Here is a 21,099-nt window from a genome sequence, read left to right as displayed (position 1 = left end):
GCGGCGCTCCCGCGCTTACTGCTTCCGCACCGGCGGCGTGTGCTTGCGCCACGCATCGAGCACCGGCAGCGCACGGCCCTTGAAGTCGAACAGCGTGGTATTCGATACCACATTGGCGCCCGGCTTGCCGTCCGCGTCGCGCACCGCCCAGCCGGTGCCCGGCACCTCGATCATCACCGGGTCCCAGTACAGCACGCCCAGCACGCGATCGGTGCGGCGCAGCGCGCCCAGCAGCTCGTCGATGAACGCGGCCTGCCCTTCCGGGGAGCTCATGGCTGCCGGATACGGGCCGTTGTCGGACAACTGGCCGGCGTGGCCGTTCGGCAGCACCGGCGACCAGTTGAAGCCGGTCTCCATCACGAACAGGTCGCGGTCGTAGTGCTTGGTGATCTCCTGTGCGAAAGCGGTGAACTGCGCCACGTTGCGCTTGGTCCAGAACGGGTAATACGACGCGCCGATCACGTCCCACTTCACGCCCAGCTTCTGCAGGTGGTCGAAGTAGTGGCGGTACTTGGCCACGTTGCCGCCGTCGTCCAGGTGGATGATCACCTGGCTGGCTGGCGACACGGCCTTCACGCCGTCGTAGCCGGCCTGGAACAGCGCGCCCAGTCGCGGCCAGTTTTCATCGAGCGTCTTGCCGCCCAGTTTTCCGTAGGGGTACAGCATGCCGCCTTCGGTCTCGTTGCCGACCGAGACGTACTGCGGCGTGGTGCCCTGCGCCTTCAGCGCCGCCATCACTTCGCGCGTGCGTTCGAATACCAGCTGGCGCAGCCGTTCGAAGCGGGCATTGTCGTCCGGGAGTTTATCGAGTTCGGCGCGCCACTTCGCCGGCACGATCTGCGTCTTGCTGTTGGTCCAGAAGTCGCTGTAGTGGAACGTCAGTTCGATCTGCATGCCGAGGTCGGCGCTGCGGCGTGCCATCTTCAGCAGGTCCGGCAAATCCATCGAGCCGGCCGGCCAGTGCCAGCCTTCGTTGCCGGTGCCGGGGCCCGGGCCTTCATACAGGCGCAGGCGGGCGATGTTGTGGCCGGATTCGCGCAGGATCTTCAGCGCGTCGCCGGGCTTGCCCTGGCGGTCGCTGAACACGGCGCCGTGCTTTTCCATCAGCGGCAGCACCGAGTAGTCGCCGCCGGCCAGCAGCGGTTCATTGGCCGCTGCCGGCACGCTTGCCGCGCACAGGGCGGCGCCCAGCAGCGCTGCCAGCGCGAACGGACGGAATGCAAATGTCATCATCTTGGTCTCCGGTAGGTCATGTTCGAAAGCCGAAAAAAAATGGCCGCGCCGGACGGTGCGGCCATCGCCACGCGGGCGCGTGGTTCGGCGGTGGCGGAGCATGCGGCGGTCACCAGTGGATCACCTGGGACCGCCGCATGCGGCCATGCATTACAGGTTCGCTTGCAGGCTCAGGCCGAAGCGGCGGTCGTCGGCATAGCGGCCGAACTGCGTGCCGGTCACGCCGTAGTAGCTGCTGCGCGACTTGCGCGTCAGGTTGCTGACTTCGAACGCCACCTTCAGGTTCTTCGTCAGCTGGTAGCTGGCGTAGGCGTCGACCAGGCCGTAGCCGTTCATGTACGCCGGCGTCTGCGACATCGTCGCGCCGTTGTTCACGTAGTAGTTCTCCGTGCCGGCCAGGTACTTGCCGCGGTAGTTGTAGGCCAGGCGCAGCGCGAAGTCGTTCCAGTCATACATGCCGACGATGTTGTAGCTCTGCTTCGACAGGTTTTCCAGCGCGGTCTGCTGGCCTTCCAGCGGACCCGGTGCCTTGCTGTGCACGTACGTGAAGTTGGCTTGCAGGCCCAGGCCTTTCCAGTAGCCCGGCAGGTTCGTGAAGAAGCCCTGGTAGCCGATTTCCAGGCCCTTGATCGTGCCGTCGTTGCCGTTCGACGGCGTGCGCACCGCATACGTGGTGTCGCCGTACTTCACGTCGCTCGTGGTGGTCTGGATGAAGCCGTCGACCTTCTTGTAGAACGCCGCGGCGAACACGTAGTCGCTCTGGCTCAGGTAGTACTCCAGCGTGGTGTCGAACTGGCGCGCCGACAGTGGCTGCAGGTCCGGGTTGCCGACGAAGCCGGTACGGTTGTTGGCATCCAGCGACAGGCTCGGCGTCAGCTGGTTGAAGTCCGGGCGCGTCACGACCTTGGAGGCGGCGACACGGGCGATCAGCTTGTCCGTCAGCTCCATGCGCGCGTTCACGCTCGGCAGGAAGTCGTCGTCGGTGGTATCGGCCTGGCGCGTCACGTAGCCGTTGTTCTGCAGTTCCTGCCAGCGGCGCTCGGTTTTCGTGCGCACGTAGCGCACGCCGAAGTTACCGGTCACTTCCTTGCCCAGCAGTTCGGATTCGAAGTCGGCCATGCCGTACAGGGCCTGGGTTTTCTCGCCGAAGTCGAAGGTCTGGCCCGCGTCGAAGGCCGGTACCGCCAGGCCCAGCGCGTCGCGCACGGTCTGCGGGTTGCGCAGCCAGTCCAGGTTGGCGATCGACAGCCACTGTTTCGGGATGTTGCCGGCACCTTCGCGGTGCAGCAGGTCGCTGTATGGAATCGTGCCGATCTGGCTTGCCAGGCCAGGCAGCGCGCCGCCCACGGGGCCGGTGCCGGCGGCATTCCAGATATCGTCGATCGTGTTGATCTCGGAGCTCGATGCCTTGCGGTCGGTCAGGCGCACGCCGGCCTTGATGCGCGGAATCAGGTCGCTGTCCAGGCTACGCTCGACGTCGCCGCGCCACGTGGTCTCGCGGCCTTCGTTCTTCTGGCGGAAGTACAGCGCCTTGTCGGCCCAGTACTGCGATGGCGTGACCAGGTCGTTCGGGTTGGCCAGTTCCGGGTAGGCGGACGGCAGCTCGGTGGTCAGGTCGTACGTAAATGCCGGGCTGGCAGTACCCACGCCCAGGCGCACTTCCTGGTAGAAGCGCTCGAAATTGCTCTTGGTGTAACCCAGCTCGGACTTGACGGTCCAGCCGTTGGCGCGCCACGAACCGCCGATCGCCAGCTGGCGGGTCTTGGTGTCATTGTCGCCGATGTAGCCGGAGGTGGTCAGGTCGGCGCCGTAGAACGTGCCCTTGGTGACATTGCCGTTCTCGGTGGTGACGCTGCCGCGCGGCCACATGGCGCCGGCATTGGTTTCAGCGGTCCAGTTCGGCCAGTACGGCGAGCCGTAGAAGCCATAGGTGTCGGTGGTGCTTTCCAGCTTCGTGTAGTTGGCATCCAGGTACAGCTCGACGCCGCGCATCGGGCGCCATTGCAGCGACGAGTTGATGCCGGTGCGTTCGCGCTCGCCCATCTCGTACGAGTACCACGCGCCGATCGGCGCGTAGGCGCCCGAACCGTCGGCCAGCTGGGATGGCGGATCCAGTTCCTGCATGTCCGAACGGTAGTTGCGCTTCTGGTGCGCCACGGAGATCAGCGCGCCGAAATCCTGGCCGTTCAGTTTCCAGCGGTTCGACACGAGCAGCGAGCCTTCGCCGTTGCGCTTGTCGGCGTAGTCGGCATCGGTGGCCTTGATGGTGCCGGCCACTTTCGAGCCGGCGAAGTCGAACGGCCGGCGCATGCGCAGGTCGATCACGCCGCCGATGCCGCCTTCGACCTGTTCGGCCGTCGGGCTCTTGTACACGTCGGCGCCGGCCAGCAGTTCGGACGGCACGTCCTGGAACGACAGGCCGCGTTCCTTGCCGGCCGTGAAGATGGAACGGCCGTTGACCAGGGTCTGGGTCTGCGACAGGCCGCGGATCTGTACCCGGTCGCCTTCGCCGCGGCTGCGCGAGATCTGCACGCCGGTGATCCGTTGCAGTGCCTCGGCCACGTTCGAATCGGGCAGCTTGCCGATATCGTCGGCGACGATCGAGTCGACCACCTGGTCGGCGTTCTTCTTCAGGTCCTGGGCCTTTTGCAGGCTGGCGCGCATGCCGGTCACGACGACCTGCTGCGTCTCGGCGGCTGGGGCTGCTGGAGCGGCGGAAGTGTCGGTGGTCTGTGCCAGTGCCGGCATCGCGCAGAGGGCTGCGGCGATGGCGATCGCGTGGCGGCGACCTGGTTGCTTGGTGAGGTTCATGCTTTCTCCGATGGTGTAAAAATTTTTATGGTGTGACGGTGAGCTGGTACACGGGTATCAGGCTCACTTGATTGACGCGCGCGATCTGCGCTTGTGCGCCGAATTCGGGGCGTGCTTCTTTCGGGATGTAGACCGGGGCGTCGGCGCGCAGCGGCAGCACCGCCAGCGACAGTGCGTTCTTCGCCGCCAGCGCCTTCAGGCCGGCCTGCCAGCCGTAACCGCTGTAATACCAGTCGTCCGCCAGGCGCGTGCCGTCGAACAGCCGGCCGATGTCGCCCGTGAAGTCGATCTGCAGCAGCGCATCGTCGACGTGTTTCAGCGCGTCGGGCTGCACGTCGATACGCCAGGTGGCGGCGCTGCGCCAGGCTTCCGGGATCGGCTGGATGGCCGCCTTCGCGAGGCCGCCCTTCATCACCGCCGGCGCCGGGCGTGCTTCGCGCAGCGGCGTGGCGGTGGCGGTCAGCCGCACTGCCGGCAGCGTGGCCTCATATGCCTGGAATACGCCGTCATTGCCCTGCGTACGCAGTGGATGCTGCGCTTTCGGCGCGCGGGCCAGTGCCGGGTAGACGGCAAAGCGCATCGCGGCATCGCCGACCGAGCGCAGGTGCAGCTTGCCGCCGTCGAACCAGGTTTGCTGGCCGCTCAGGACCAGGCGGCGCTGGCCGCCGATCTCGCCGACGGCCAGCTGGCGCGACTGCTCGGCCGTCAGCACCAGCAGGTGGACCGGCTTTGCCCCGGCGCGCCGGATCGTCAATGCGCGCGACGTTCCCGGCGTCACGGCGAGGATCGTGGCGCCCTGTTCGGTGACGCGGCTGGCGGACGTCTCCACCGTCGCGCCACCGGCTTCCAGCGCCAGCTCGACGGGAACGCCGGCGGCGGCGGCAAACACGTAAGTAATGCCATCGGCACCGCCATCGAGGCGCGCGACCGGCTGTGCCGTCGCATAGCGCAGGCGCGTGCCGTCCAGGTCGAAGTTCACCGGCCAGATCGCGTACGCGCCGTTCGGCACCGTCACGGCCTGGCGCGGGAATCGCACCGTGCCGCCCGCCAGTTTCACGTCGAACTGCAGCGACTGCGCCGGCATCGGATACTGGCGTACGTGGTTGTTGACGAACACGAAGGCGCTGTCGCCGCTGCTGCGCACGGACACGCGCGGCGTTTGCAGATCCTGCGGGCCGGCCGGCGTCACGTCCGGCTTGCGCACCGTCATCGGTGCCAGGCGGTCGCCGAAACCGGCGATGAAGTAATGGAACGGGCGCAGGTAGCCCAGCACGGCACGCTGCTGGCCGTCCGGGCCCAGCGGCGCCTGGAAATCGTAGTTGATCGCCGGCGTATCGTTGTAGCCGCCGCTGATGCTGCTTTCTTCCAGCGTGGTGCCGCCGACCGGATTGCGGCCGCCATGGAACATGTAGTAGCCCATCAGGTTCACGCCGGAACCCAGCTGCACCGGCAGCATCGAGGCGATGTCGTCCGGCGATACCACCGGGCGGCGGCGATACATGAACGGCAGGCCGGCGCCGTATTCGGCGCCGAGGAACGGGGTCTTGTCGATGTCCGCCTCGGCGGTGCCCGGGCCGTGCGACTTCGTCTGCGCACCCAGGTCGCCGGACACCCGGCTGTCGAAGCGGAACGCGTAGGTTTCCTTCGGCGGCAGTTCGGTGGTCGACACGGCCCATGGCTCGTCGACATAGCCGCCGAACACCGGCGTCACCTGGCCGGACGGATACTGCGCGCCATCCCAGCCGGTGACGGTGTAGTACGGCACGTCCATGCCCGCCTGCAGCGCCAGCTTCTTCAGGGTGGCGATGTGGCCGGCGCCCTCGCCCGGGCCGCTCAGGTTGTATTCGTTTTCCAGCTGCAGGCCGATGACGGGGCCGCCATCCTTCCACAGGGTGCCCTTCAGCTGCTGGCCGATTTCGCGGTACAGCCGCGCCACGTGGCGCAGGTATTGCGGATCGTCGCCGCGCGTGCGCATGCCGTCCACCACCCAGTCGGGAATGCCGCCGTAGCGCACTTCCGCATGCACCCACGGGCCGACGCGCACGACGGCCTTCAGGCCCAGCTTGTCGCACAGCTGCACGAAGCGGCGCAGGTCGCGGTTGCCTTGCCAGTCGAACGCGCCATCCTTCGGTTCGTGGTGGTTCCAGATCACGTAGCTGGCCACGACGGTGATGCCGGCCGCCTTCATCTTCGCCAGTTCCGCTTCCCACGTGGCGGCCGGACTGCGCGAGTAGTGGAACTCGCCCATCACCGGCATCCACGGCTGGCCGTCGAGCGTCAGGTAGCGGTTGTTCGCGCCCAGCACGCTGCCCTTCGGTGTCTTCGCGGCACCCAGTTGCAGGTGGCCGGTCACGGGTGCCGCGGCCGGTGCCGACGCATCCACGCCGATGACCTGCGCGGCATGCGTGCCGCACATCGCCAATGCTGCCGCCAGCGCCAGTGCGGGCCGCGTCAAATGCTTGCTCATCCAGTCTCCAGGGTAATCGGGTTCCGGCGGTGCCCGCTGTCCGCGGGCGCCTCGCCGGTTGGCAGGGTGTGCTTTAAAAAGATGTGATTCGCGTGTGCTTCAGGTGTGCTCTACTTCTGCTTCCAGGCGTCGACGAACGCCTTTGCGTTGACGGCGACGGATGCGGCATCCATGCCGGGTTTATACAGGGCGGACCCAAGTCCGAAGCCGGCAACGCCGGCGGCGCGGAAGTCTGACATATTGTCAGGTGTTATGCCACCCACGGGCAGCAATTTGTTGTCTTTAGGCAACACCGCGCGCATGGCGCGCACCACCGCCGGCGTTACCAGTTCGGCCGGGAACAACTTCAGCGCATCGGCGCCGGCCTTGAGCGCCGCGAATGCCTCGGTGGGCGTGGCCACGCCGGGCACGCAGTACATGCCGGCCGCCTTGGCGGCGCGAATCACTTCCGTATCCGCGTGCGGCATCACGATCAGTTTGCCGCCGGCATCGCGCACGCGTGCCACGGCGTCGGTTTCCAGCACGGTGCCCGCGCCCAGCACGGCATCGGCCGGCAGGCTGCGCGCCAGGCGTGCGATCGAGTCGAACGGGTCGGGGGAATTGAGCGGCACTTCGATCAGGCGAAAACCCGCGCCGTACAGCGCGGCGCCGATGCCTTCCGCTTCGTCGGGGCGCAGGCCGCGCAGGATCGCGACCAGCGGCAGTGTGGCAAAAGCTTCGTCGAATACGTTCATCGGGACCCTTCAGGTTTCAATCGGCAGCAGGCCCGCCTCGCGGGCCAGTGCGAGCAGCCCGGCCGGCGCCGTGTTATCGAGCACCAGGTCGGCGGGCCGCTGGAAACGGTGCAGTGCCACCTGGTAGCGGGCGCACAGCTTCGGCGCGCCCACCAGCGCCAGCGGCTGCCCACCCACGCCGGCCATCGCGCGCCATTGCAGGCCGGCGCGCAATTCGTGGCCGATCAGCAGGCCGGACAGGTAGTCGGCCAGCATCTCGTGCGGCAGGCGCCCGGTGACGCCGAGGCTGCGCGCGGCGAAGATCTGGTGCGGCAGCCCCAGCTCGCCATGGTCGCGCGCCGCGTCGACGCCCTGCACGAACGCATCGGGGTCGACCGGCGCATCGTCCGGCATCAGGCGGCCCAGCACCGAGTGCTGGCGCAGCACGGCGTACAGTTCGCCCGTCATGTGCGTGGCGAAGCGCACGATGCGCCCGGCGCAGACCTGCGCCCATTTCGAGTGGGTACCGGGCAGTACCACGCAGCTGGAAGCACGCAGCGTTTCATGCAGGTGCAGCGCGCCGACGACCTGCGTTTCCTCGCCGCGCATCACGTCCGGCGGCAGGCTGGTATCGTCGAACAGCACGCCGGGCACGATATAGGGTACGCCATCGGGTACGCCATCGGGTGCGCCATCGGGCGCTCCATCGTGACTGCCTTCCGGACGGCGCAGGCCGGCCGCCAGCGCGGCGGCACCGGCCGGGCAGCGCGCATACGGCACGTCCTGCCAGCCGTGCGTGCTGCCGACCATGCCGCAGGCCAGCACCGGCAATCCGGCGTGCGCGGCGCGCCAGGCGCCGGACACGTCATCGAACGCCGCGACGAACGCCGCGTGGCCGGACAGCGTGGACGCCCCCTTGTCCGCCTGGCGTTCCTCCAGCACCGTGCCGTCGGGCGCGATCAGCCATGCACGCAGGCTGGTGCTGCCCCAGTCGAGACCGATGAGGGAAGGCGTGTTCACCATTCCGCGACGCTGCCGTCCGGGTGGCGCCACACGGGGTTGCGCCAGTCCGGCGGATTCTGGCTGGCGGCGATGACGCGTTCTTCGTCGACGATCACGCCCAGGCCCGGCTTGGGCAGCGGCGGGAAGTAGCCGTCGGTGATCTGGAAGTCTTCGCGGTTGACCACGTAGTCGAACAGCTCGGCGCCCTTGTTGTAATGGATGCCCATGCTTTGCTCCTGCAGCACGGCATTGTGCGACACGAAATCGACCTGCAGGCACGCGGCCAGCGCCACCGGACCCAGCGGGCAATGCGGCGCGAACGCCACGTCGTAGGCCTCGGCCATCGCGGCGATCTTGACGCACTCGGTAATGCCGCCGGCATGCGACAGGTCCGGCTGCACGATCGAAATGCCGCCGCGCTGGAACACGTGCTTGAACTCGAAGCGCGAATACATCCGTTCGCCGGCGGCCAGCGGAATCGATGTGTACTCGGCCAGGCGCGGGTAGTACTCGGCCTGTTCGGCCAGCACCGGCTCCTCGACGAACAGCGGGCGATGCGCTTCCAGTTCGCGCAGCAGCACTTTCGCCATCGGCGCGGCCACGCGGCCATGGAAGTCGATGCCGAATTCGATCGTGTTGCCGAACGCCTCGCGGATCTGCGCGATGCGGCTGACGGCGGCATCGACGGCCGTTGCCGTGTCGATGATGCCCAGCTCCTCCGTGCCGTTCAGCTTGAATGTCTGGATGCCGATCTCGCGCAGCGTGAGGATGCCTTCGATGACATCGGCCGGGCGGTCGCCGCCGACCCAGCTGTACATCTTCATCTTGTCGCGCACGCGTCCGCCCAGCAGCTCGTAGACCGGCACGCCGAGCGCCTTGCCCTTGATGTCCCACAGTGCCTGGTCGATGCCGGCGATCGCGCTCATCAGGATCGGCCCGCCCCGATAGAAGCCGCCGCGGTACATCACCTGCCACAGGTCGTTGATGCGGGTCGGATCCTGGCCCACCAGGTATTCGCTCAGTTCGTTGACGGCCGCTTCGACGGTGCGCGCGCGGCCCTCGATCACCGGTTCGCCCCAGCCCGTGATGCCTTCGTCGGTTTCGATCTTCAGGAACATCCAGCGGGGTGGCACCCGGTACAGCGTGAGCTTGGTGATTTTCATGTCGGCCAGGGGGAATGTGGTCAGGCCAGTGTAGCGCGATCAGGTAGAGATGAAATATTGATTATTCAGCAGAACGTATATCAAATTTACATATCTGGCGGATGCGCATCCAATAGCATGCTTGCCTGCAATGTTATGCTCGCGCCATGAACATCCTTCCTTCCTGCCTGGCGGCGCTGGCACTCCTGGCCACCGGTGGTGCCGCGGTGGCATGCTCCCCACCGGCCCACGCAGACGAGTCCGGCTTTTTCCGGCACGAAGTGACGAGGCTGCCGAAAAATGCGCTTGGCGTCATGTTTTACACGGGAAGGAACATACCCTCCGCCGCCGCGTTCAAGGTGGTTTCCACCGACGACAAGCGGGTGCTACGCCTGCGTATCCGCCAGTATGGCGATATGCCGTGGGTGCGGCTGGAACTGGCGGGCGGCTTCCAGCCGGGGGCACGCTATGCGTTCCACTACGTGCGTTCACACGGCGCGTGGCGCTATCCCGACAAACTGGCCGTGACCATTGACGACACCGCCGTGGAGACGGCGGGCCATTACGCGCTTGCCCTGGCCCCGCATGCGGTGGCCCGGGTGGTCACCGTGCCCACCGGTTCCGGCTCCTGCTGGGAACCCGCGGCAGCGATCGCCCAGGAATTCACCTATGCCGTTCCCACGCAGCTGGCGGGCTACGTCGCCGCATTGATGTACGACATCGACGCGTCGACCGTCACCGCGCCAGCGCCGCCTGAACTATGGCCTCGCGGGCCGGAGCTCTACTATCACGACGGCTACCTCCTCGGCCAGCCTTACGACCCCGAATACTCGGCGCACCGGAATGCCGTGGTGGCCGCGTGCGGCAGCCCCGCGACCAGGGGAACGCTTCAAGCGGTCGTGGCGTTTCCCGAGGTGGACGACCGCCGCTACCGCACCGCGCCCGTGGCATTCGACCTGGGCGGGCCGCGTGGCGCGGCATGCCGGCCAGCCGACGCCCTGGCGCGGACGATGCGCGAGCGCGGCGCCGAACGGGTGCTGCGCCAGGTGTGCTACCTGCAGCTCGGCACGGGTGCCTTCTTCGGCAGCCAGGCATTGGCTGCCCGGCCGCTCGAGGAGTGGGAACGGGGCCTGGATTTTTTCCATGCGTTGTCCCCGACATGCAATCTCATGGGGCTCACCTACCTGTGGGAAACCCGGCAATTCACGCTGGACCGGCGCATGGTCGCCAGGCTCGGGGCCGCCTTGCGTAATGGACTGGAGACGGCGCAGCGGATGGACGTGGCCGCACCGAACCCCGATCACCCTCCGGCATTCCACCAGGCGGTGCAGGCGCTGGACTACCTGGTGCGCCGCCTTCCGCCAGAGCACAGGGACATGGTCGCCGTGCCATTGCTGGCGCCCCTGCAGCCGATGCTCGTGGCGGCACTGGCCGCACCGGTGCCGTACCAGCCGGACGAACTGGCCGCGCTGATCATGCGCAGCGGCGCCCTGCCAGCCTCGTTGCGCGCCAGCATCCGCAGCACCGCCGGGTCAGCGACGCCTGGAGCGCCGCATGCCCGGGCAATACTGGCCGCGGCTCGCTGATGCGTGGGGCCCCGGCTGGCGCAGGTGCAAAAAAAATCTTTATAAAACCGCTTGCTATTTAATCGCGCGCTATCTATACTTCGGTCCATGGGTTGAGCGCAGCAAGCAAAGCCCGCAGCCGGTGGAAGCCGGCACAGCACGATCTGATAAGTAGCACGCTATATAATCGAACGTTATTCAACTTAAGGAGATTCACCATGAACGCCATCAAATCCATCGCCCTCGCCCTGTCGATCATCGGTTCCGCCTCGGCCATCGCCGCCCCGGCCGCCAACGTGAACGCCAGCGTCAAGCCGACCGTCATCCTGGTCCACGGCGCCTTTGCCGATTCGGGCAGCTGGAATGGCGTGGCCGCGAAACTGCGTGCCGACGGCTACACCGTGATCGGCGCCGCCAACCCGCTGCGCAGCGTGAAAGGCGATGCGGCCGCGGTGGCCACCATCGTGAAAAGCGTCAAGGGTCCGGTGGTGCTGGTTGGGCACTCGTACGGCGGTGCGGTGATCTCGGCCGCGGCTTATGGCCAGTCCAACGTGAAGAGCCTGGTGTACGTGGCGGCGTTCGCACCGGAACAGGGTGAAACGGCCCTCGAACTGTCGGGACGCTACCCGGGCGGCACGCTGGGCCCGGCACTGGCCGAGCCGGTGGCGCTGCCTGACGGCGGCAAGGACTTCTACATCCAGCAGGACAAGTTCCACCAGCAGTTCGCCGCCGACGTGCCGAAAGCCCAGGCAGAACTGATGGCGGTTGCGCAGCGCCCGATCGCCGAAGCGGCACTGACCGAGGCGGCCGGCGCCCCGGCATGGAAGAACCTGCCGTCGTACTTCGTCTACGGCACCGCCGACAAGAACATCCCGGCTGCGGCACTGCAGTTCATGGCCGACCGCGCGCAATCGCGGCAAACGGTGGCAATTCCCGGCGCTTCCCACGTGGTGATGACGTCGCATCCGGACGCCGTGGCGAAGCTGATCGAAACCGCCGCACAAGCCAAGTAATCGCACCATTTAAGTCGCACACTATCTAATAACAAGCAAAGGAAATCACCATGAACACCGTCAAGACCGTCCTCGCCACCGCACTGCTCGCCGTCACCGCCACCACGGCCACCGCCGCCGCCCTGCCCGGCGTCGAACGCCAGACCGCCGGCTTCCTGCAGGCGATCGAAGGCGGCAAGCCGATCGAGCAGATGACGCCACAGGAAGCCCGCGCCGTGCTGGTGGGCGCGCAGGCCGGCGCCAACGTCAAACTGCCGGCGGCCGACGTGAGCGAAAAAACGGTGACGCTCGACGGCAAGCCGGTCAAGCTGACGATCGTGCGCCCGGCCGGCGTGACGGGCACCGTGCCGGCATTCATGTTCTTCCATGGCGGCGGCTGGGTGCTGGGCGATTTCCCCACCCATGAACGGCTGGTGCGCGACCTGGTTGCCGGTTCCGGCGCGGCGGCGGTGTTCGTCAACTACACGCCATCGCCGGAAGCCGGTTACGGTGTGGCGATCAATGAAGCCTATGCCGCGACCCGCTGGGTGGCCGCGCATGGCGGCGAGATCGGCATCGACGGCAAGCGCCTGGCGGTGGCCGGCAACAGCGTGGGCGGCAACATGGCGGCCGTCGTCAGCCTGATGGCGAAGGACAAGGGCGGACCGGCGCTGCGCGCCCAGGTGCTGCTGTGGCCGGTGACGGATGCGAATTTCAACACGCCCTCGTACCAGCAGTATGCGGACGGTCACTTCCTGACGAAGAACATGATGACCTGGTTCTGGGATAACTACACCCGCGATGCGGCGGCCCGCAAGGAGATCTACGCTTCCCCGCTGCAGGCCAGCACCGCCCAGCTGGCAGGCCTGCCGCCCGCGCTGATCCAGACCGCCGAGTTCGACGTGCTGCGCGACGAAGGCGAAGCGTATGGCCGCAAGCTCGATGCCGCCGGCGTCGTGGTGAAGTCGGTGCGCTACAACGGCATGATCCACGACTTCGGCCTGCTCAATGTGCTGAGCGACGTGCCGGCCGTGCGCGCGGCGATGGACCAGGCGGCGGGCGAGTTGAGGCTGCGGTTGAAGTAAGCGTATTGGAGGACGAGCATCGAACCCGTCCTGTCCAATTCGGCAATGGCGGCGGGCACCTCGACGAGGTGCCCGTTTTGTTTCAACGGCCGAGAAGTTTCTGGTTTTCGTCCAGCCGTGCTCGCAGTAATTCCTGCCACACGGGCTCCAGCCAGTGCGCCGTGCTGTCAAAGCCTTTACGCACCTGGGCCAGCACATCGTCGAGATAGTGTTCCGCTTCCTCCACATTGGCAAATCCGAAGCGCCGCGCATCGGCCAGCGCTGAAGCACGGGAGATATCGAATCTTCCCATCGACAGCTGGAGCATCAGCGTGCGAGGCGTCTCGACAGGATTCGGTACCACGTCGAACGCCGGGGCAAGCCGCCAGCGCTTCTTGTCGTGGCGGTAGACGACCGCGTGATTGCGCACATGGTCGTCGTCGTTTCCGCATAGCGCATTGAAGATCATGCGGCCGAACAGTTCGATGCGGTCTTCGACCGGTGCGCCGATTCTGCGTAATTCCTCTGCCAGGCGCGGGTAGCTCCAGCGGTCCATGTGCGACGCGTCACCTGGATACTCGGCCTGCAGCAGCGACGCCGCACTGACACACATGCGGCGCTGGTGACGTTCGCGATCGAAGCGCAGCACCCGCACCGCACTGCGTCCAGCCGCAGCGCTGTGAAAAACGGTCTCCGCGAAATTCAGGCCACTTGCTCTTCCCCATTGCTGTGCCATGTGTTCGAGCCGCGGAATATCCGCCACGTCGGTTACTACCTGTGGCTTGACGAGCCAATACCGCCCAGCTTCATCCTGCACAGTGGCCTTGGGACGGGCACCGCCGACACTGGCGGTTTGCACCAGACGTTTCCTGAGCCTGGCATCAACAGCCGGCCTGCGCTCGCTCATGGCATTCAGTTCTTCGACCAGCAGGGACAATTGCGGCAGCTTGGGGCTCGTCAGTTCGGCAACCGATGGCTTCTTGCCAGTACCAACGGCAAGCGCACCCCATCGGTCGGTGTTTCCTGCCAGGACGAGGTAGCGCTGCAGCGGGGCTCCTTCCGGAAGGTTGTGCTCTCGCCGTAACAGCGCCTGGCCCCAGGCATCAGGACAGGCATCTCTGAGCACGTCGTGCAAACCTTGGTATCGCTCGGCAGTCCATTCGGTATCGGGCCTGAATGGCAGGTTGACCGGATCGATTGCCCATGCCAGACCGGCGTCCACGTAACTGGGGGCGTATCGAAACTGTCCGTTGATGTTTTCCGCTGGCCTAAGATAGCGGCCTACAGTGACCCAGTCGCCGGTGTCAGGACGCTGGAGATAGACGAAGAGCGGCTTAGAAATAGTCGCCATCGCCTTCTTCTCGTTTCAGCTTGCCGTGCCTTACCCTTTTTCCAGTGGCCGTACCGAGCGAAGCCGGCAATGATGGAACAGCCTGATCGAACAGGCCCAGCACGAGAAGTGTTTCCAGATAGGTGCCAGCGGCAGCGCCAGGATCGCCACGCTCCAGGCGTCGCAACGTCGCCTCGGATATCCCTACCCTTCCACACAAGTCTGCAATGGTAATCCGTTGCCGCAGTCGTTCAGCGCGCACGACCCTCCCCCAGGCAATCAGGCGTTCCCGTACCAAGGTAGGAAGGACATCCGCATCGGCAATCTTTTTAGGCATCGGACGATAATACCACCACAAATCCATCATAGATATTGTTTTATGCTCTATAAGCAGCTATCTATGGCGGCTCCTCAATAGCAGTTTTTCGATCCGCTAGAGGAAACCCTCCTTGCCAAACCAGTCCTGCTGGGCCAGCATGCGATTTTTTCAACCGGGATTCCGATGAACCTGTGGTTCCGCCTGCTGTACCTGCTGATCAGCACTCCGTTCCGCCCGAAACTGGCCGCGCCGCACGGCGTCTCGCGCCTGACATTCCGGGTCTGGTTCAACGACCTCGACACCAATGGCCACGTCAACAATGGCCGCTACTGGACGCTGTTCGACCTGGGCCGCACCGACATCATGCTGCGCATGGGGCTGTTGGGTGCGGTATTGAAGAACAAGTGGACGCCGATCGTCGGCGGTGGCGCGATCCGCTTCCGCCGCGAACTGCGCCTGTTCCAGCCGTTTGTGCTGGAAACGCGGATTGCGGCGTGGACGGAAAACCGCGTCGTGTTCGAACAGCGCATCCTGGCCGACGGCGACGTGGTGGCAACGCGTGCGCTGGTGCTGGCCGGGCTGTACTCCCGCAAGGCACGGGGTTTCGTGCCGATCGAGACGATCTTCCGCAGCGTGAACGTGACCGGCGTGCAGTCGCCGCCGCTCGATGGCGCGGTGCAGGCAATGCTGGACCTGGATGCGGCAATGAAGCTGAACGCGGATTGAACCCTCCTGCGACGCCGGATATGATGTTCCGGAAGGCCGCACGCCTTGCACACCAGCCCCTGAGGAGAGTCTTTTGACCACTGAACAAGCCCGCTATCGCGGGGCCCTGCTGGGTCTGGCCTGTGGCGATGCCGTCGGCACCACGGTTGAATTCGAGCAGCGTGGTACGTTCCCTGAGCTGACCGACATGGTCGGTGGCGGCCCGTTCGATCTCCAGCCGGGCGAATGGACCGATGACACGTCGATGGCGCTTTGTCTTGCACATAGCCTGCTGTATCGGCAAGGCTTCGATCCCGTCGACCAGATGAACCGGTACTGCAACTGGTATAACTACGGCTACATGAGCAGTACCGGCGAATGCTTCGATATTGGCAATACGACGGCGGTCGCACTGCGCAAATTCCTGCAAGACAAGAACCCATTCGCCGGCTCCCCTCTCCCGCACACGGCGGGCAATGGCGCCTTGATGCGCCTGGCGCCAGTGGTGATGTATTACGCCACCGATGATGCGGCGGTATTTCGATATGCGGGTGAAAGCACGCGCACCACGCACGGAGCGCAGGAAGCAATCGAATGCTCCAGGCTCTTCGGGCTGCAATTGCGCGCCGCGTTACTGGGCGCTTCCAAGACGGACATCCTTGCAGTGGTGCCCCCCGAACCACTGAGCGAAAAGGTGGATGCACTGGCAAAGGGATCCTGCCTGCACAAGCGCATGGATCAGATCAAAGGCAGTGGCTACTCGGTGGAATCGCTGGAAGCGGCCATCTGGTGCTTCTGGCATACCGACTCGTTCGAGAGCGCTATTTTGAAGGCCGCGAATCTCGGCGATGACGCTGACACGACGGCAGCGATCTGCGGCCAGCTGGCCGGTGCTTATTATGGGGTCGAGCAGATTCCCGGCCATTGGCTTGCCCGGCTCGCGATGCGTGACGAAATTCTCTCGCTCGCCGACCGGTTGCTGGTCGAGCGGCATTCCAGCTGACCGCCAGCTGACCGCCAGCGGGACTGGCCGCTGGCGGTCAGCTGGCGTTCGCCGCGCAGCACAGGCAGTACCACGGGGAGTGGCAGTACGGTCACCCCAGCGCGTTGCGCGCCGCCTGCCAGCCCCACCACGACGCTTCTTCGAACACCGAAAAGCCCGACAGGTCGGCATGCGCGAACAGCACCGGCCCGCTGGCATCGCGCAGCGCCTGCACGCCGGGATTGGAGAGAAAACCCGGCAGCGGCGCGGCCATCGCATGCGCGCGCAGCGTGATGTCGGCGCGCAGCACGCAGCCGTCGAAAGCATCGCCATAGGCCGCGCGCAGGTCGACGGTGGCCAGCGCCAGCAGTTCCTCGGGCGATGCGGCCTCCATCCACTTGCGTGCCGCGAGCGGATCGCGGTCGGCCAGCGCCACGTAGCTGGTAAATACCGTCCGCGCCGGCGGCGTCTGGCGGATGTCCTGGTGGGTGGAGACCACGTAGCCGAGACCCTGCGTGCCGTGCACCACGTTATCCCACGACAGCGGCGCTTCGGGCAGCTCTTCCGGAAAACGGTCGAGCAGGAAGTTCGTCACCAGCCATGGCGAGTACGCCGGCATGTGCCGTGCCGGGTCGAAGCCGTAGGCAGCGATGTTGTCGACCACGCGGCTGGCCACCAGCAGCGGCATGGCGCAGATGGCCTTGCGTGCCCGTACCAGGCAGGTGCGCGGCTTGCCGTTTTCCAGCACGAAGCACAGCGCTTCGGCGCGCCCGTCCACTTCCTTCACGGATGCCACCGTGCCGGCCATGCGCCGCGCGCCGGTGCGCTCGGCCAGCTTTGCGGCCAGCGGCTGCAGGCCGCCGGGCCACGTCAGCCAGGCACCGCCTTCCGCATTGGCCGCCTCGCCACCACGCGCGCAGAAATAATGCAGCCCGGCCCAGGCCGAGACGCGGTCGATGCCGGTACCGTAATCGTCGCGGCAGCAGTAATCGAGGTACCACAGCAAGGTCGGCGCCCGATAGTTGTTCTGTTCCAGCCAGGTTTTAAAGGTGATGGTGTCGAGCCGGCGCCAGGCCGGATCGGCCGAGGCATGCGCGGACGGCAGCGTGAACACCTTGCGGCGGTCGGCGCCGCGCATGGCGTGCAGCTTTTCCATCTCGGCATTGAAGCGCGCGTGCTCGGCCATCTCGGCCGGCGGCACGCCCGCGCGCGGCGTGATGCCTTCGTGCCACTTGCCTTGATACAGCAGCCGTTCGTGCGGCGCGTGCAGGATCAGTTTTTCATCGTAGTGCGGCTTGGGACCATATGGATCGCGCGTGATGATGCCCAGGTCGTACAGCAGGTGCCGCACGTGCAGGCATTCCTGCGGCGGGATCGGCAGGTAGTGCGCACCGGTCGGATAGGCCAGTTCGCCATGGGCGCCGCCCGCCGCGTTGCCGAACGGCTCGGGGCCGTCGACCATCAGCACGTTGCCGACGCCTTCCCGGTGCAGCTTCCATGCCGCCGTCAGGCCGGCAATGCCTGAGCCGAGCACCGCGACGTCGGCCTCGATCGTCTCCGACGGCGCGGGCAGCGCCTGGCGGTCGCGCAGAGCATCACGCAAATAATGGCCTTCGGCGCGGCCGGGAAAATGAAGTTCGGGCTTGATTTCGCGCCAGCGCCCGTAGGCGGCGATGCCGGCGGCGGCGGCCGCACCGCCGGCTCCGAGAGCGGCGGTCCAGCGCAGGAAAGAACGGCGTTGCATGGTGTCCTCAGCGAATCGTGCGGTGCCAGTCCTGCTCGAACTCGTGCACCAGCGATTGGGTATTCAGCCGGTTCGGCGCCATCGTCAACGGCTGCATGTCCGGCGGGAAGGTGAACATTGCCGCCGTGGTGGCGCCGTTCAGGAAGCGCATCGGCAACCGGTACGAGGCCGGCGGCGTGAAGCTGCCCTGCGGCGAGGCGAGGATGAAACCCCACTCGCCGAACGACGGCACGTACAGGTGGTACGGGTGGGTACGCAGGCCCACTTCGCGCAGCGTGGCATCGATGGTCCAGAACGCGTGCGGCGCGAAATACGGCGACGTCGACTGCACCACCACCAGCCCGTTGGCCGCCACGTGGTGGCGCAGCATGCTGTAGAACGGCACCGAATACAGCTTGCCGAGCGCGAAGCTGGACGGATCGGGGAAATCGACGATGACGGCATCGAACATCTCGTCGGTATTGCGCAGCCAGACGGCCGCATCGGCGTTGATGATCTTCACGCGTGGGTCGGACAATGCGCCATGATTCAGCGCGGCCAGTTCGGCGCGGGTCCGGAACGCGGCGGTCATTGCCGGGTCCAGGTCGACCAGCGTCACGTGTTCGATGTTCTTGTAGCGCAGCACTTCGCGCGCCGCGAGGCCGTCGCCGCCGCCCAGCACCAGCACGCGCTTGGCCCACGGCAGCCGTTCCAGCGCGGGGTGGACCAGGGCCTCGTGATACCGGTATTCGTCGCGCGACGAGAACTGCAGGTTGCCGTTGATATAGAGCCGCGTGTCGTCCTTCCAGCGCGTGATCACCAGGCGCTGGTAGGGCGTGCTGGTGGCGTACACGATCTCGTCACCGAACAGCGAATGCTCGCCGAAATGCGTCAACCGGTCGGCGCTGGCAAAACCGAAGGCCAATGCCACCAGCACGCCGCAGGCGCGCAAGGTGCGTCCCGCAAGATTCGTCAGTTCGGCGCGGAACACGCGGATCGTCCACAGCGCCACGCCGATGTTGAGCATGCCGAACAGGTAGCCGGTGCGCACCAGGCCCAGGTGCGGCGCCAGCACCAGCGGGAACAGCAGCGACACGGCCAGCGCGCCCAGGTAGTCGAACGTGAGCACGCGGCTGACGATATCGGCGAACGCGGTCTGGCGCGCATTCAGCGCCCGCATCACCAGCGGCACTTCCATGCCGACCATCGCGCCGATCATGAACACCAGCACGTACAGCAGCAGCCGGAACGGCGCGGCGGCCCACGAAAACGTGAGAAACAGCAGGGCCGCGGACACGCCGCCGATCAGGCCGATGGCCAGTTCGATGTCGACGAAGCGCGCCAGCACGTGCTCGTCCTTCACGTATTTCGACAGGTGGGCGCCGACGCCCATCGCGAACAGGTAGCAGCCGATGATGGTGGAAAACTGCAGCACAGAATCGCCCAGCAGGTAGCTGGCCAGCGCACCGGCGATCAGTTCATAGGCCAGGCCGCACGAGGCGACGACGAACACGGACAGGATCAGAATCTTTTTGGTCATTGGTCCGCTGCTGGATTATCATGTTTCTCTACTTACAAGCTTGTCATCATAAGCCATGTTCGCTGTTGCCAACTACCTGATCCACCTGTGTATCGCCGCTGCGCTGCTGGCGGTGTTCTTCAAGGCTTACACGTGGATGACCCCGTACGACGAGGTGCACCTGATCCGTCAAGGCAACCACGCGGCGGCCCTGTCGCTGGGCGGTGCCCTGCTGGGCTTTTCGCTGACGATCGCCTCGGGCCTGCTGCACACGCGCAATTACCAGGAGTTCTTCGCCTGGGCCTTCGGCGCGATGATCGTGCAGGCGCTGGCTTACGCGGTCACCACGCGCGCGCTGAAAATGGCCAAGGACCAGATCGAATCGGGCAACAGCGCATTCGGCGCGCTGCTCGGCACCATTTCCCTTTCCATCGGCGGCATCAATGCCGCCTGCATTTCCTGAAGGAGCCCACGATGGGTATCGGCAGCTTTATCAAGAAGCAGTTCATCGACGTCCTGCAGTGGAACGAGGACCAGGAAGGCGTGCTGTCCTGGCGCTACCCGATGCAGGATTTCGAGATCCAGAACGGCGGCGTGCTGGTGGTGCGCGAGTCGCAGGTGGCGGTGTTCGTCAACGAGGGCCAGATCGCCGACGTGTTCGGCCCCGGCACGCACAAGCTGACGACCCAGACGCTGCCCGTGCTGACCAACCTGAAGAACTGGGACAAGCTGTTCGACGCGCCGTTCAAGTCGGACGTGTACTTCTTCAGCACCCGCGTGCAGACGGGCCGCAAGTGGGGCACGCCGCAGCCGGTGACCATCCGCGACAAGGATTTCGACATGATCCGCGTGCGTGCCTTCGGCATGTATTCGTATCGCGTGACGGATGCCCGCAAGTTCTTCACCGAGATCAGCGGCACGCGCGAGGCGTACACGCGCGACGAGGTGGAAGAGCAGTTGCGCGGCATCCTGCTGGCCACGATGGCCAGCTCGATCGGCGGCTCGAACGTGGCCTTCCTCGACATGGCCGCAAACCAGTCGCTGATGGCGCAGGAAATCAAGGGCGATCTCGCCGACGCCTTCGCCCGCTACGGCATCGGTCTCGATGAATTCAACGTGGCCTCCGTCAGCCTGCCCGAGGAATTGCAGAAGGCGCTGGACGACCGCATCTCGGCCGGCATGAAAGGCGGCCTGTCGGCCGACAAGATGGCCGGTTTCACCCGCTACCAGACCGCCACCGCGATCCCGCTGGCGGCGCAGAACGAAGGCGGCATCGCCGGCATCGGTGCCGGGCTGGGTGCCGGCGTGACGATCGGCCAGGCGATGGGCCAGGCCGTCGGCGCGTCGCTGGCGCCGGTCGCGCCACAGGCGGCTCCGTCGGCGGCTCCGTCGGCGGCTTCGCCGGCACCGGCCGACGATTCGATCGAAGCCCGCCTGCAAAAACTGAAAGGCCTGCTGGACAAGGGCCTGATCTCCGCCGCCGACTATGACAGCACGAAAGCCGAGCTGCTGAAGAAACTGATCGGCTGACG

At 65.9% G+C, this 21,099-nt stretch carries 17 protein-coding genes; 7 read left to right on the top strand and 10 right to left on the bottom strand.

What is annotated here, in order from left to right:
• Nucleotides 1–15: 15 nt before the first annotated feature.
• The 6 genes from ACY34H_RS00705 to dgoD form a co-directional block, all read right to left on the bottom strand.
• Nucleotides 16–1,233 carry a glycoside hydrolase family 53 protein gene (locus ACY34H_RS00705; RefSeq protein ID WP_464975561.1) on the bottom strand — a complete coding sequence of 406 codons (1,218 nt, stop codon included), beginning with the start codon at nucleotides 1,231–1,233 and terminating at the stop codon, nucleotides 16–18.
• A 150-nt stretch (nucleotides 1,234–1,383) separates the two neighbouring features.
• On the bottom strand, nucleotides 1,384–4,044 hold the full coding sequence (locus ACY34H_RS00700) for a TonB-dependent receptor (RefSeq protein WP_464975560.1): 2,661 nt from the start codon (nucleotides 4,042–4,044) through the stop codon (nucleotides 1,384–1,386).
• A gap of 25 nt (nucleotides 4,045–4,069) precedes the next feature.
• Nucleotides 4,070–6,511, bottom strand: coding sequence for a beta-galactosidase (locus ACY34H_RS00695; protein WP_464975559.1), 2,442 nt, complete (start codon nucleotides 6,509–6,511; stop codon nucleotides 4,070–4,072).
• Between the two features lie 110 nt (nucleotides 6,512–6,621).
• Nucleotides 6,622–7,245 (bottom strand): 2-dehydro-3-deoxy-6-phosphogalactonate aldolase, encoded by a 624-nt coding sequence (locus tag ACY34H_RS00690; RefSeq protein WP_464975558.1) that lies wholly within the window; start codon nucleotides 7,243–7,245, stop codon nucleotides 6,622–6,624.
• A 9-nt stretch (nucleotides 7,246–7,254) separates the two neighbouring features.
• Nucleotides 7,255–8,247 carry a 2-dehydro-3-deoxygalactonokinase gene (locus ACY34H_RS00685; RefSeq protein ID WP_464975557.1) on the bottom strand — a complete coding sequence of 331 codons (993 nt, stop codon included), beginning with the start codon at nucleotides 8,245–8,247 and terminating at the stop codon, nucleotides 7,255–7,257.
• Nucleotides 8,241–9,389, bottom strand: coding sequence for a galactonate dehydratase (gene dgoD, locus ACY34H_RS00680; protein ID WP_464975556.1), 1,149 nt, complete (start codon nucleotides 9,387–9,389; stop codon nucleotides 8,241–8,243). Before dgoD ends, ACY34H_RS00685 begins: the two co-directional genes overlap by 7 nt.
• 146 nt (nucleotides 9,390–9,535) lie before the next feature.
• Between dgoD and ACY34H_RS00675 the strand changes: the two genes are divergently transcribed.
• The 3 genes from ACY34H_RS00675 to ACY34H_RS00665 all read left to right on the top strand — a co-directional run bounded on the left by ACY34H_RS00675 (nucleotide 9,536) and on the right by ACY34H_RS00665 (nucleotide 13,010).
• Nucleotides 9,536–10,954 (top strand): hypothetical protein, encoded by a 1,419-nt coding sequence (locus tag ACY34H_RS00675; RefSeq protein WP_464975555.1) that lies wholly within the window; start codon nucleotides 9,536–9,538, stop codon nucleotides 10,952–10,954.
• Nucleotides 10,955–11,151: 197 nt separating this feature from the next.
• Nucleotides 11,152–11,946: an alpha/beta fold hydrolase gene (locus ACY34H_RS00670; RefSeq protein WP_464975554.1), complete on the top strand. Its 795-nt coding sequence runs from the start codon at nucleotides 11,152–11,154 to the stop codon at nucleotides 11,944–11,946.
• Nucleotides 11,947–11,996: 50 nt separating this feature from the next.
• Nucleotides 11,997–13,010, top strand: coding sequence for an alpha/beta hydrolase (locus ACY34H_RS00665; protein ID WP_464975553.1), 1,014 nt, complete (start codon nucleotides 11,997–11,999; stop codon nucleotides 13,008–13,010).
• An 82-nt stretch (nucleotides 13,011–13,092) separates the two neighbouring features.
• On the opposite strand, the gene ACY34H_RS00660 is transcribed toward ACY34H_RS00665, so the two are convergent.
• Together ACY34H_RS00660 and ACY34H_RS00655 are read right to left on the bottom strand one after the other, a co-directional pair.
• The gene (locus ACY34H_RS00660) at nucleotides 13,093–14,340 is read right to left on the bottom strand and encodes a type II toxin-antitoxin system HipA family toxin (RefSeq protein ID WP_464975552.1); all 1,248 of its coding nucleotides are present in this window, start codon (nucleotides 14,338–14,340) and stop codon (nucleotides 13,093–13,095) included.
• On the bottom strand, nucleotides 14,324–14,686 hold the full coding sequence (locus ACY34H_RS00655) for a helix-turn-helix domain-containing protein (protein WP_464975551.1): 363 nt from the start codon (nucleotides 14,684–14,686) through the stop codon (nucleotides 14,324–14,326). The genes ACY34H_RS00660 and ACY34H_RS00655 overlap by 17 nt, the downstream gene beginning before the upstream one ends.
• A 135-nt stretch (nucleotides 14,687–14,821) precedes the next feature.
• On the opposite strand from ACY34H_RS00655, the gene ACY34H_RS00650 reads away from it, so the two are divergent.
• Nucleotides 14,822–15,364 (top strand): acyl-CoA thioesterase, encoded by a 543-nt coding sequence (locus tag ACY34H_RS00650; protein WP_464975550.1) that lies wholly within the window; start codon nucleotides 14,822–14,824, stop codon nucleotides 15,362–15,364.
• Nucleotides 15,365–15,437: 73 nt separating this feature from the next.
• Nucleotides 15,438–16,346: an ADP-ribosylglycohydrolase family protein gene (locus tag ACY34H_RS00645; RefSeq protein WP_464975549.1), complete on the top strand. Its 909-nt coding sequence runs from the start codon at nucleotides 15,438–15,440 to the stop codon at nucleotides 16,344–16,346.
• 91 nt (nucleotides 16,347–16,437) lie between these two features.
• Here ACY34H_RS00645 and ACY34H_RS00640 read toward each other — a convergent pair whose 3' ends face one another.
• The gene (locus ACY34H_RS00640; RefSeq protein WP_464975548.1) at nucleotides 16,438–18,069 is read right to left on the bottom strand and encodes an FAD-dependent oxidoreductase; all 1,632 of its coding nucleotides are present in this window, start codon (nucleotides 18,067–18,069) and stop codon (nucleotides 16,438–16,440) included.
• Between the two features lie 7 nt (nucleotides 18,070–18,076).
• Nucleotides 18,077–19,588 (bottom strand): polyamine aminopropyltransferase, encoded by a 1,512-nt coding sequence (locus ACY34H_RS00635; protein ID WP_464975547.1) that lies wholly within the window; start codon nucleotides 19,586–19,588, stop codon nucleotides 18,077–18,079.
• Nucleotides 19,589–19,643: 55 nt separating this feature from the next.
• Between ACY34H_RS00635 and ACY34H_RS00630 the strand changes: the two genes are divergently transcribed.
• Both ACY34H_RS00630 and ACY34H_RS00625 read left to right on the top strand, forming a co-directional pair.
• Nucleotides 19,644–20,030, top strand: coding sequence for a DUF350 domain-containing protein (locus ACY34H_RS00630; RefSeq protein ID WP_464975546.1), 387 nt, complete (start codon nucleotides 19,644–19,646; stop codon nucleotides 20,028–20,030).
• An 11-nt stretch (nucleotides 20,031–20,041) separates the two neighbouring features.
• Nucleotides 20,042–21,097: an SPFH domain-containing protein gene (locus ACY34H_RS00625; RefSeq protein ID WP_464975545.1), complete on the top strand. Its 1,056-nt coding sequence runs from the start codon at nucleotides 20,042–20,044 to the stop codon at nucleotides 21,095–21,097.
• Nucleotides 21,098–21,099 lie beyond the last annotated feature (2 nt).

It is taken from the genome of Pseudoduganella sp. jia 9, from assembly GCF_055502615.1.
Note: the sequence above shows the minus strand (reverse complement) of the source record. Positions and strands in the feature narration are given on the sequence as shown.

Bases quoted from the DNA above. Each gene is read 5' to 3' on its own strand.
- ACY34H_RS00635 (WP_464975547.1), bottom strand. From the start codon at position 19,588: ATGACCAAAAAGATTCTGATCCTGTCCGTGTTCGTCGTCGCCTCGTGC.
- ACY34H_RS00655 (WP_464975551.1), bottom strand. From the start codon at position 14,686: ATGATGGATTTGTGGTGGTATTATCGTCCGATGCCTAAAAAGATTGCC.
- ACY34H_RS00665 (WP_464975553.1), top strand. From the start codon at position 11,997: ATGAACACCGTCAAGACCGTCCTCGCCACCGCACTGCTCGCCGTCACC.
- ACY34H_RS00700 (WP_464975560.1), bottom strand. From the start codon at position 4,044: ATGAACCTCACCAAGCAACCAGGTCGCCGCCACGCGATCGCCATCGCC.
- ACY34H_RS00690 (WP_464975558.1), bottom strand. From the start codon at position 7,245: ATGAACGTATTCGACGAAGCTTTTGCCACACTGCCGCTGGTCGCGATC.
- ACY34H_RS00695 (WP_464975559.1), bottom strand. From the start codon at position 6,511: ATGAGCAAGCATTTGACGCGGCCCGCACTGGCGCTGGCGGCAGCATTG.
- ACY34H_RS00640 (WP_464975548.1), bottom strand. From the start codon at position 18,069: ATGCAACGCCGTTCTTTCCTGCGCTGGACCGCCGCTCTCGGAGCCGGC.
- ACY34H_RS00675 (WP_464975555.1), top strand. From the start codon at position 9,536: ATGAACATCCTTCCTTCCTGCCTGGCGGCGCTGGCACTCCTGGCCACC.
- dgoD (WP_464975556.1), bottom strand. From the start codon at position 9,389: ATGAAAATCACCAAGCTCACGCTGTACCGGGTGCCACCCCGCTGGATG.
- ACY34H_RS00630 (WP_464975546.1), top strand. From the start codon at position 19,644: ATGTTCGCTGTTGCCAACTACCTGATCCACCTGTGTATCGCCGCTGCG.
- ACY34H_RS00685 (WP_464975557.1), bottom strand. From the start codon at position 8,247: ATGGTGAACACGCCTTCCCTCATCGGTCTCGACTGGGGCAGCACCAGC.
- ACY34H_RS00660 (WP_464975552.1), bottom strand. From the start codon at position 14,340: ATGGCGACTATTTCTAAGCCGCTCTTCGTCTATCTCCAGCGTCCTGAC.
- ACY34H_RS00625 (WP_464975545.1), top strand. From the start codon at position 20,042: ATGGGTATCGGCAGCTTTATCAAGAAGCAGTTCATCGACGTCCTGCAG.
- ACY34H_RS00650 (WP_464975550.1), top strand. From the start codon at position 14,822: ATGAACCTGTGGTTCCGCCTGCTGTACCTGCTGATCAGCACTCCGTTC.
- ACY34H_RS00705 (WP_464975561.1), bottom strand. From the start codon at position 1,233: ATGATGACATTTGCATTCCGTCCGTTCGCGCTGGCAGCGCTGCTGGGC.
- ACY34H_RS00670 (WP_464975554.1), top strand. From the start codon at position 11,152: ATGAACGCCATCAAATCCATCGCCCTCGCCCTGTCGATCATCGGTTCC.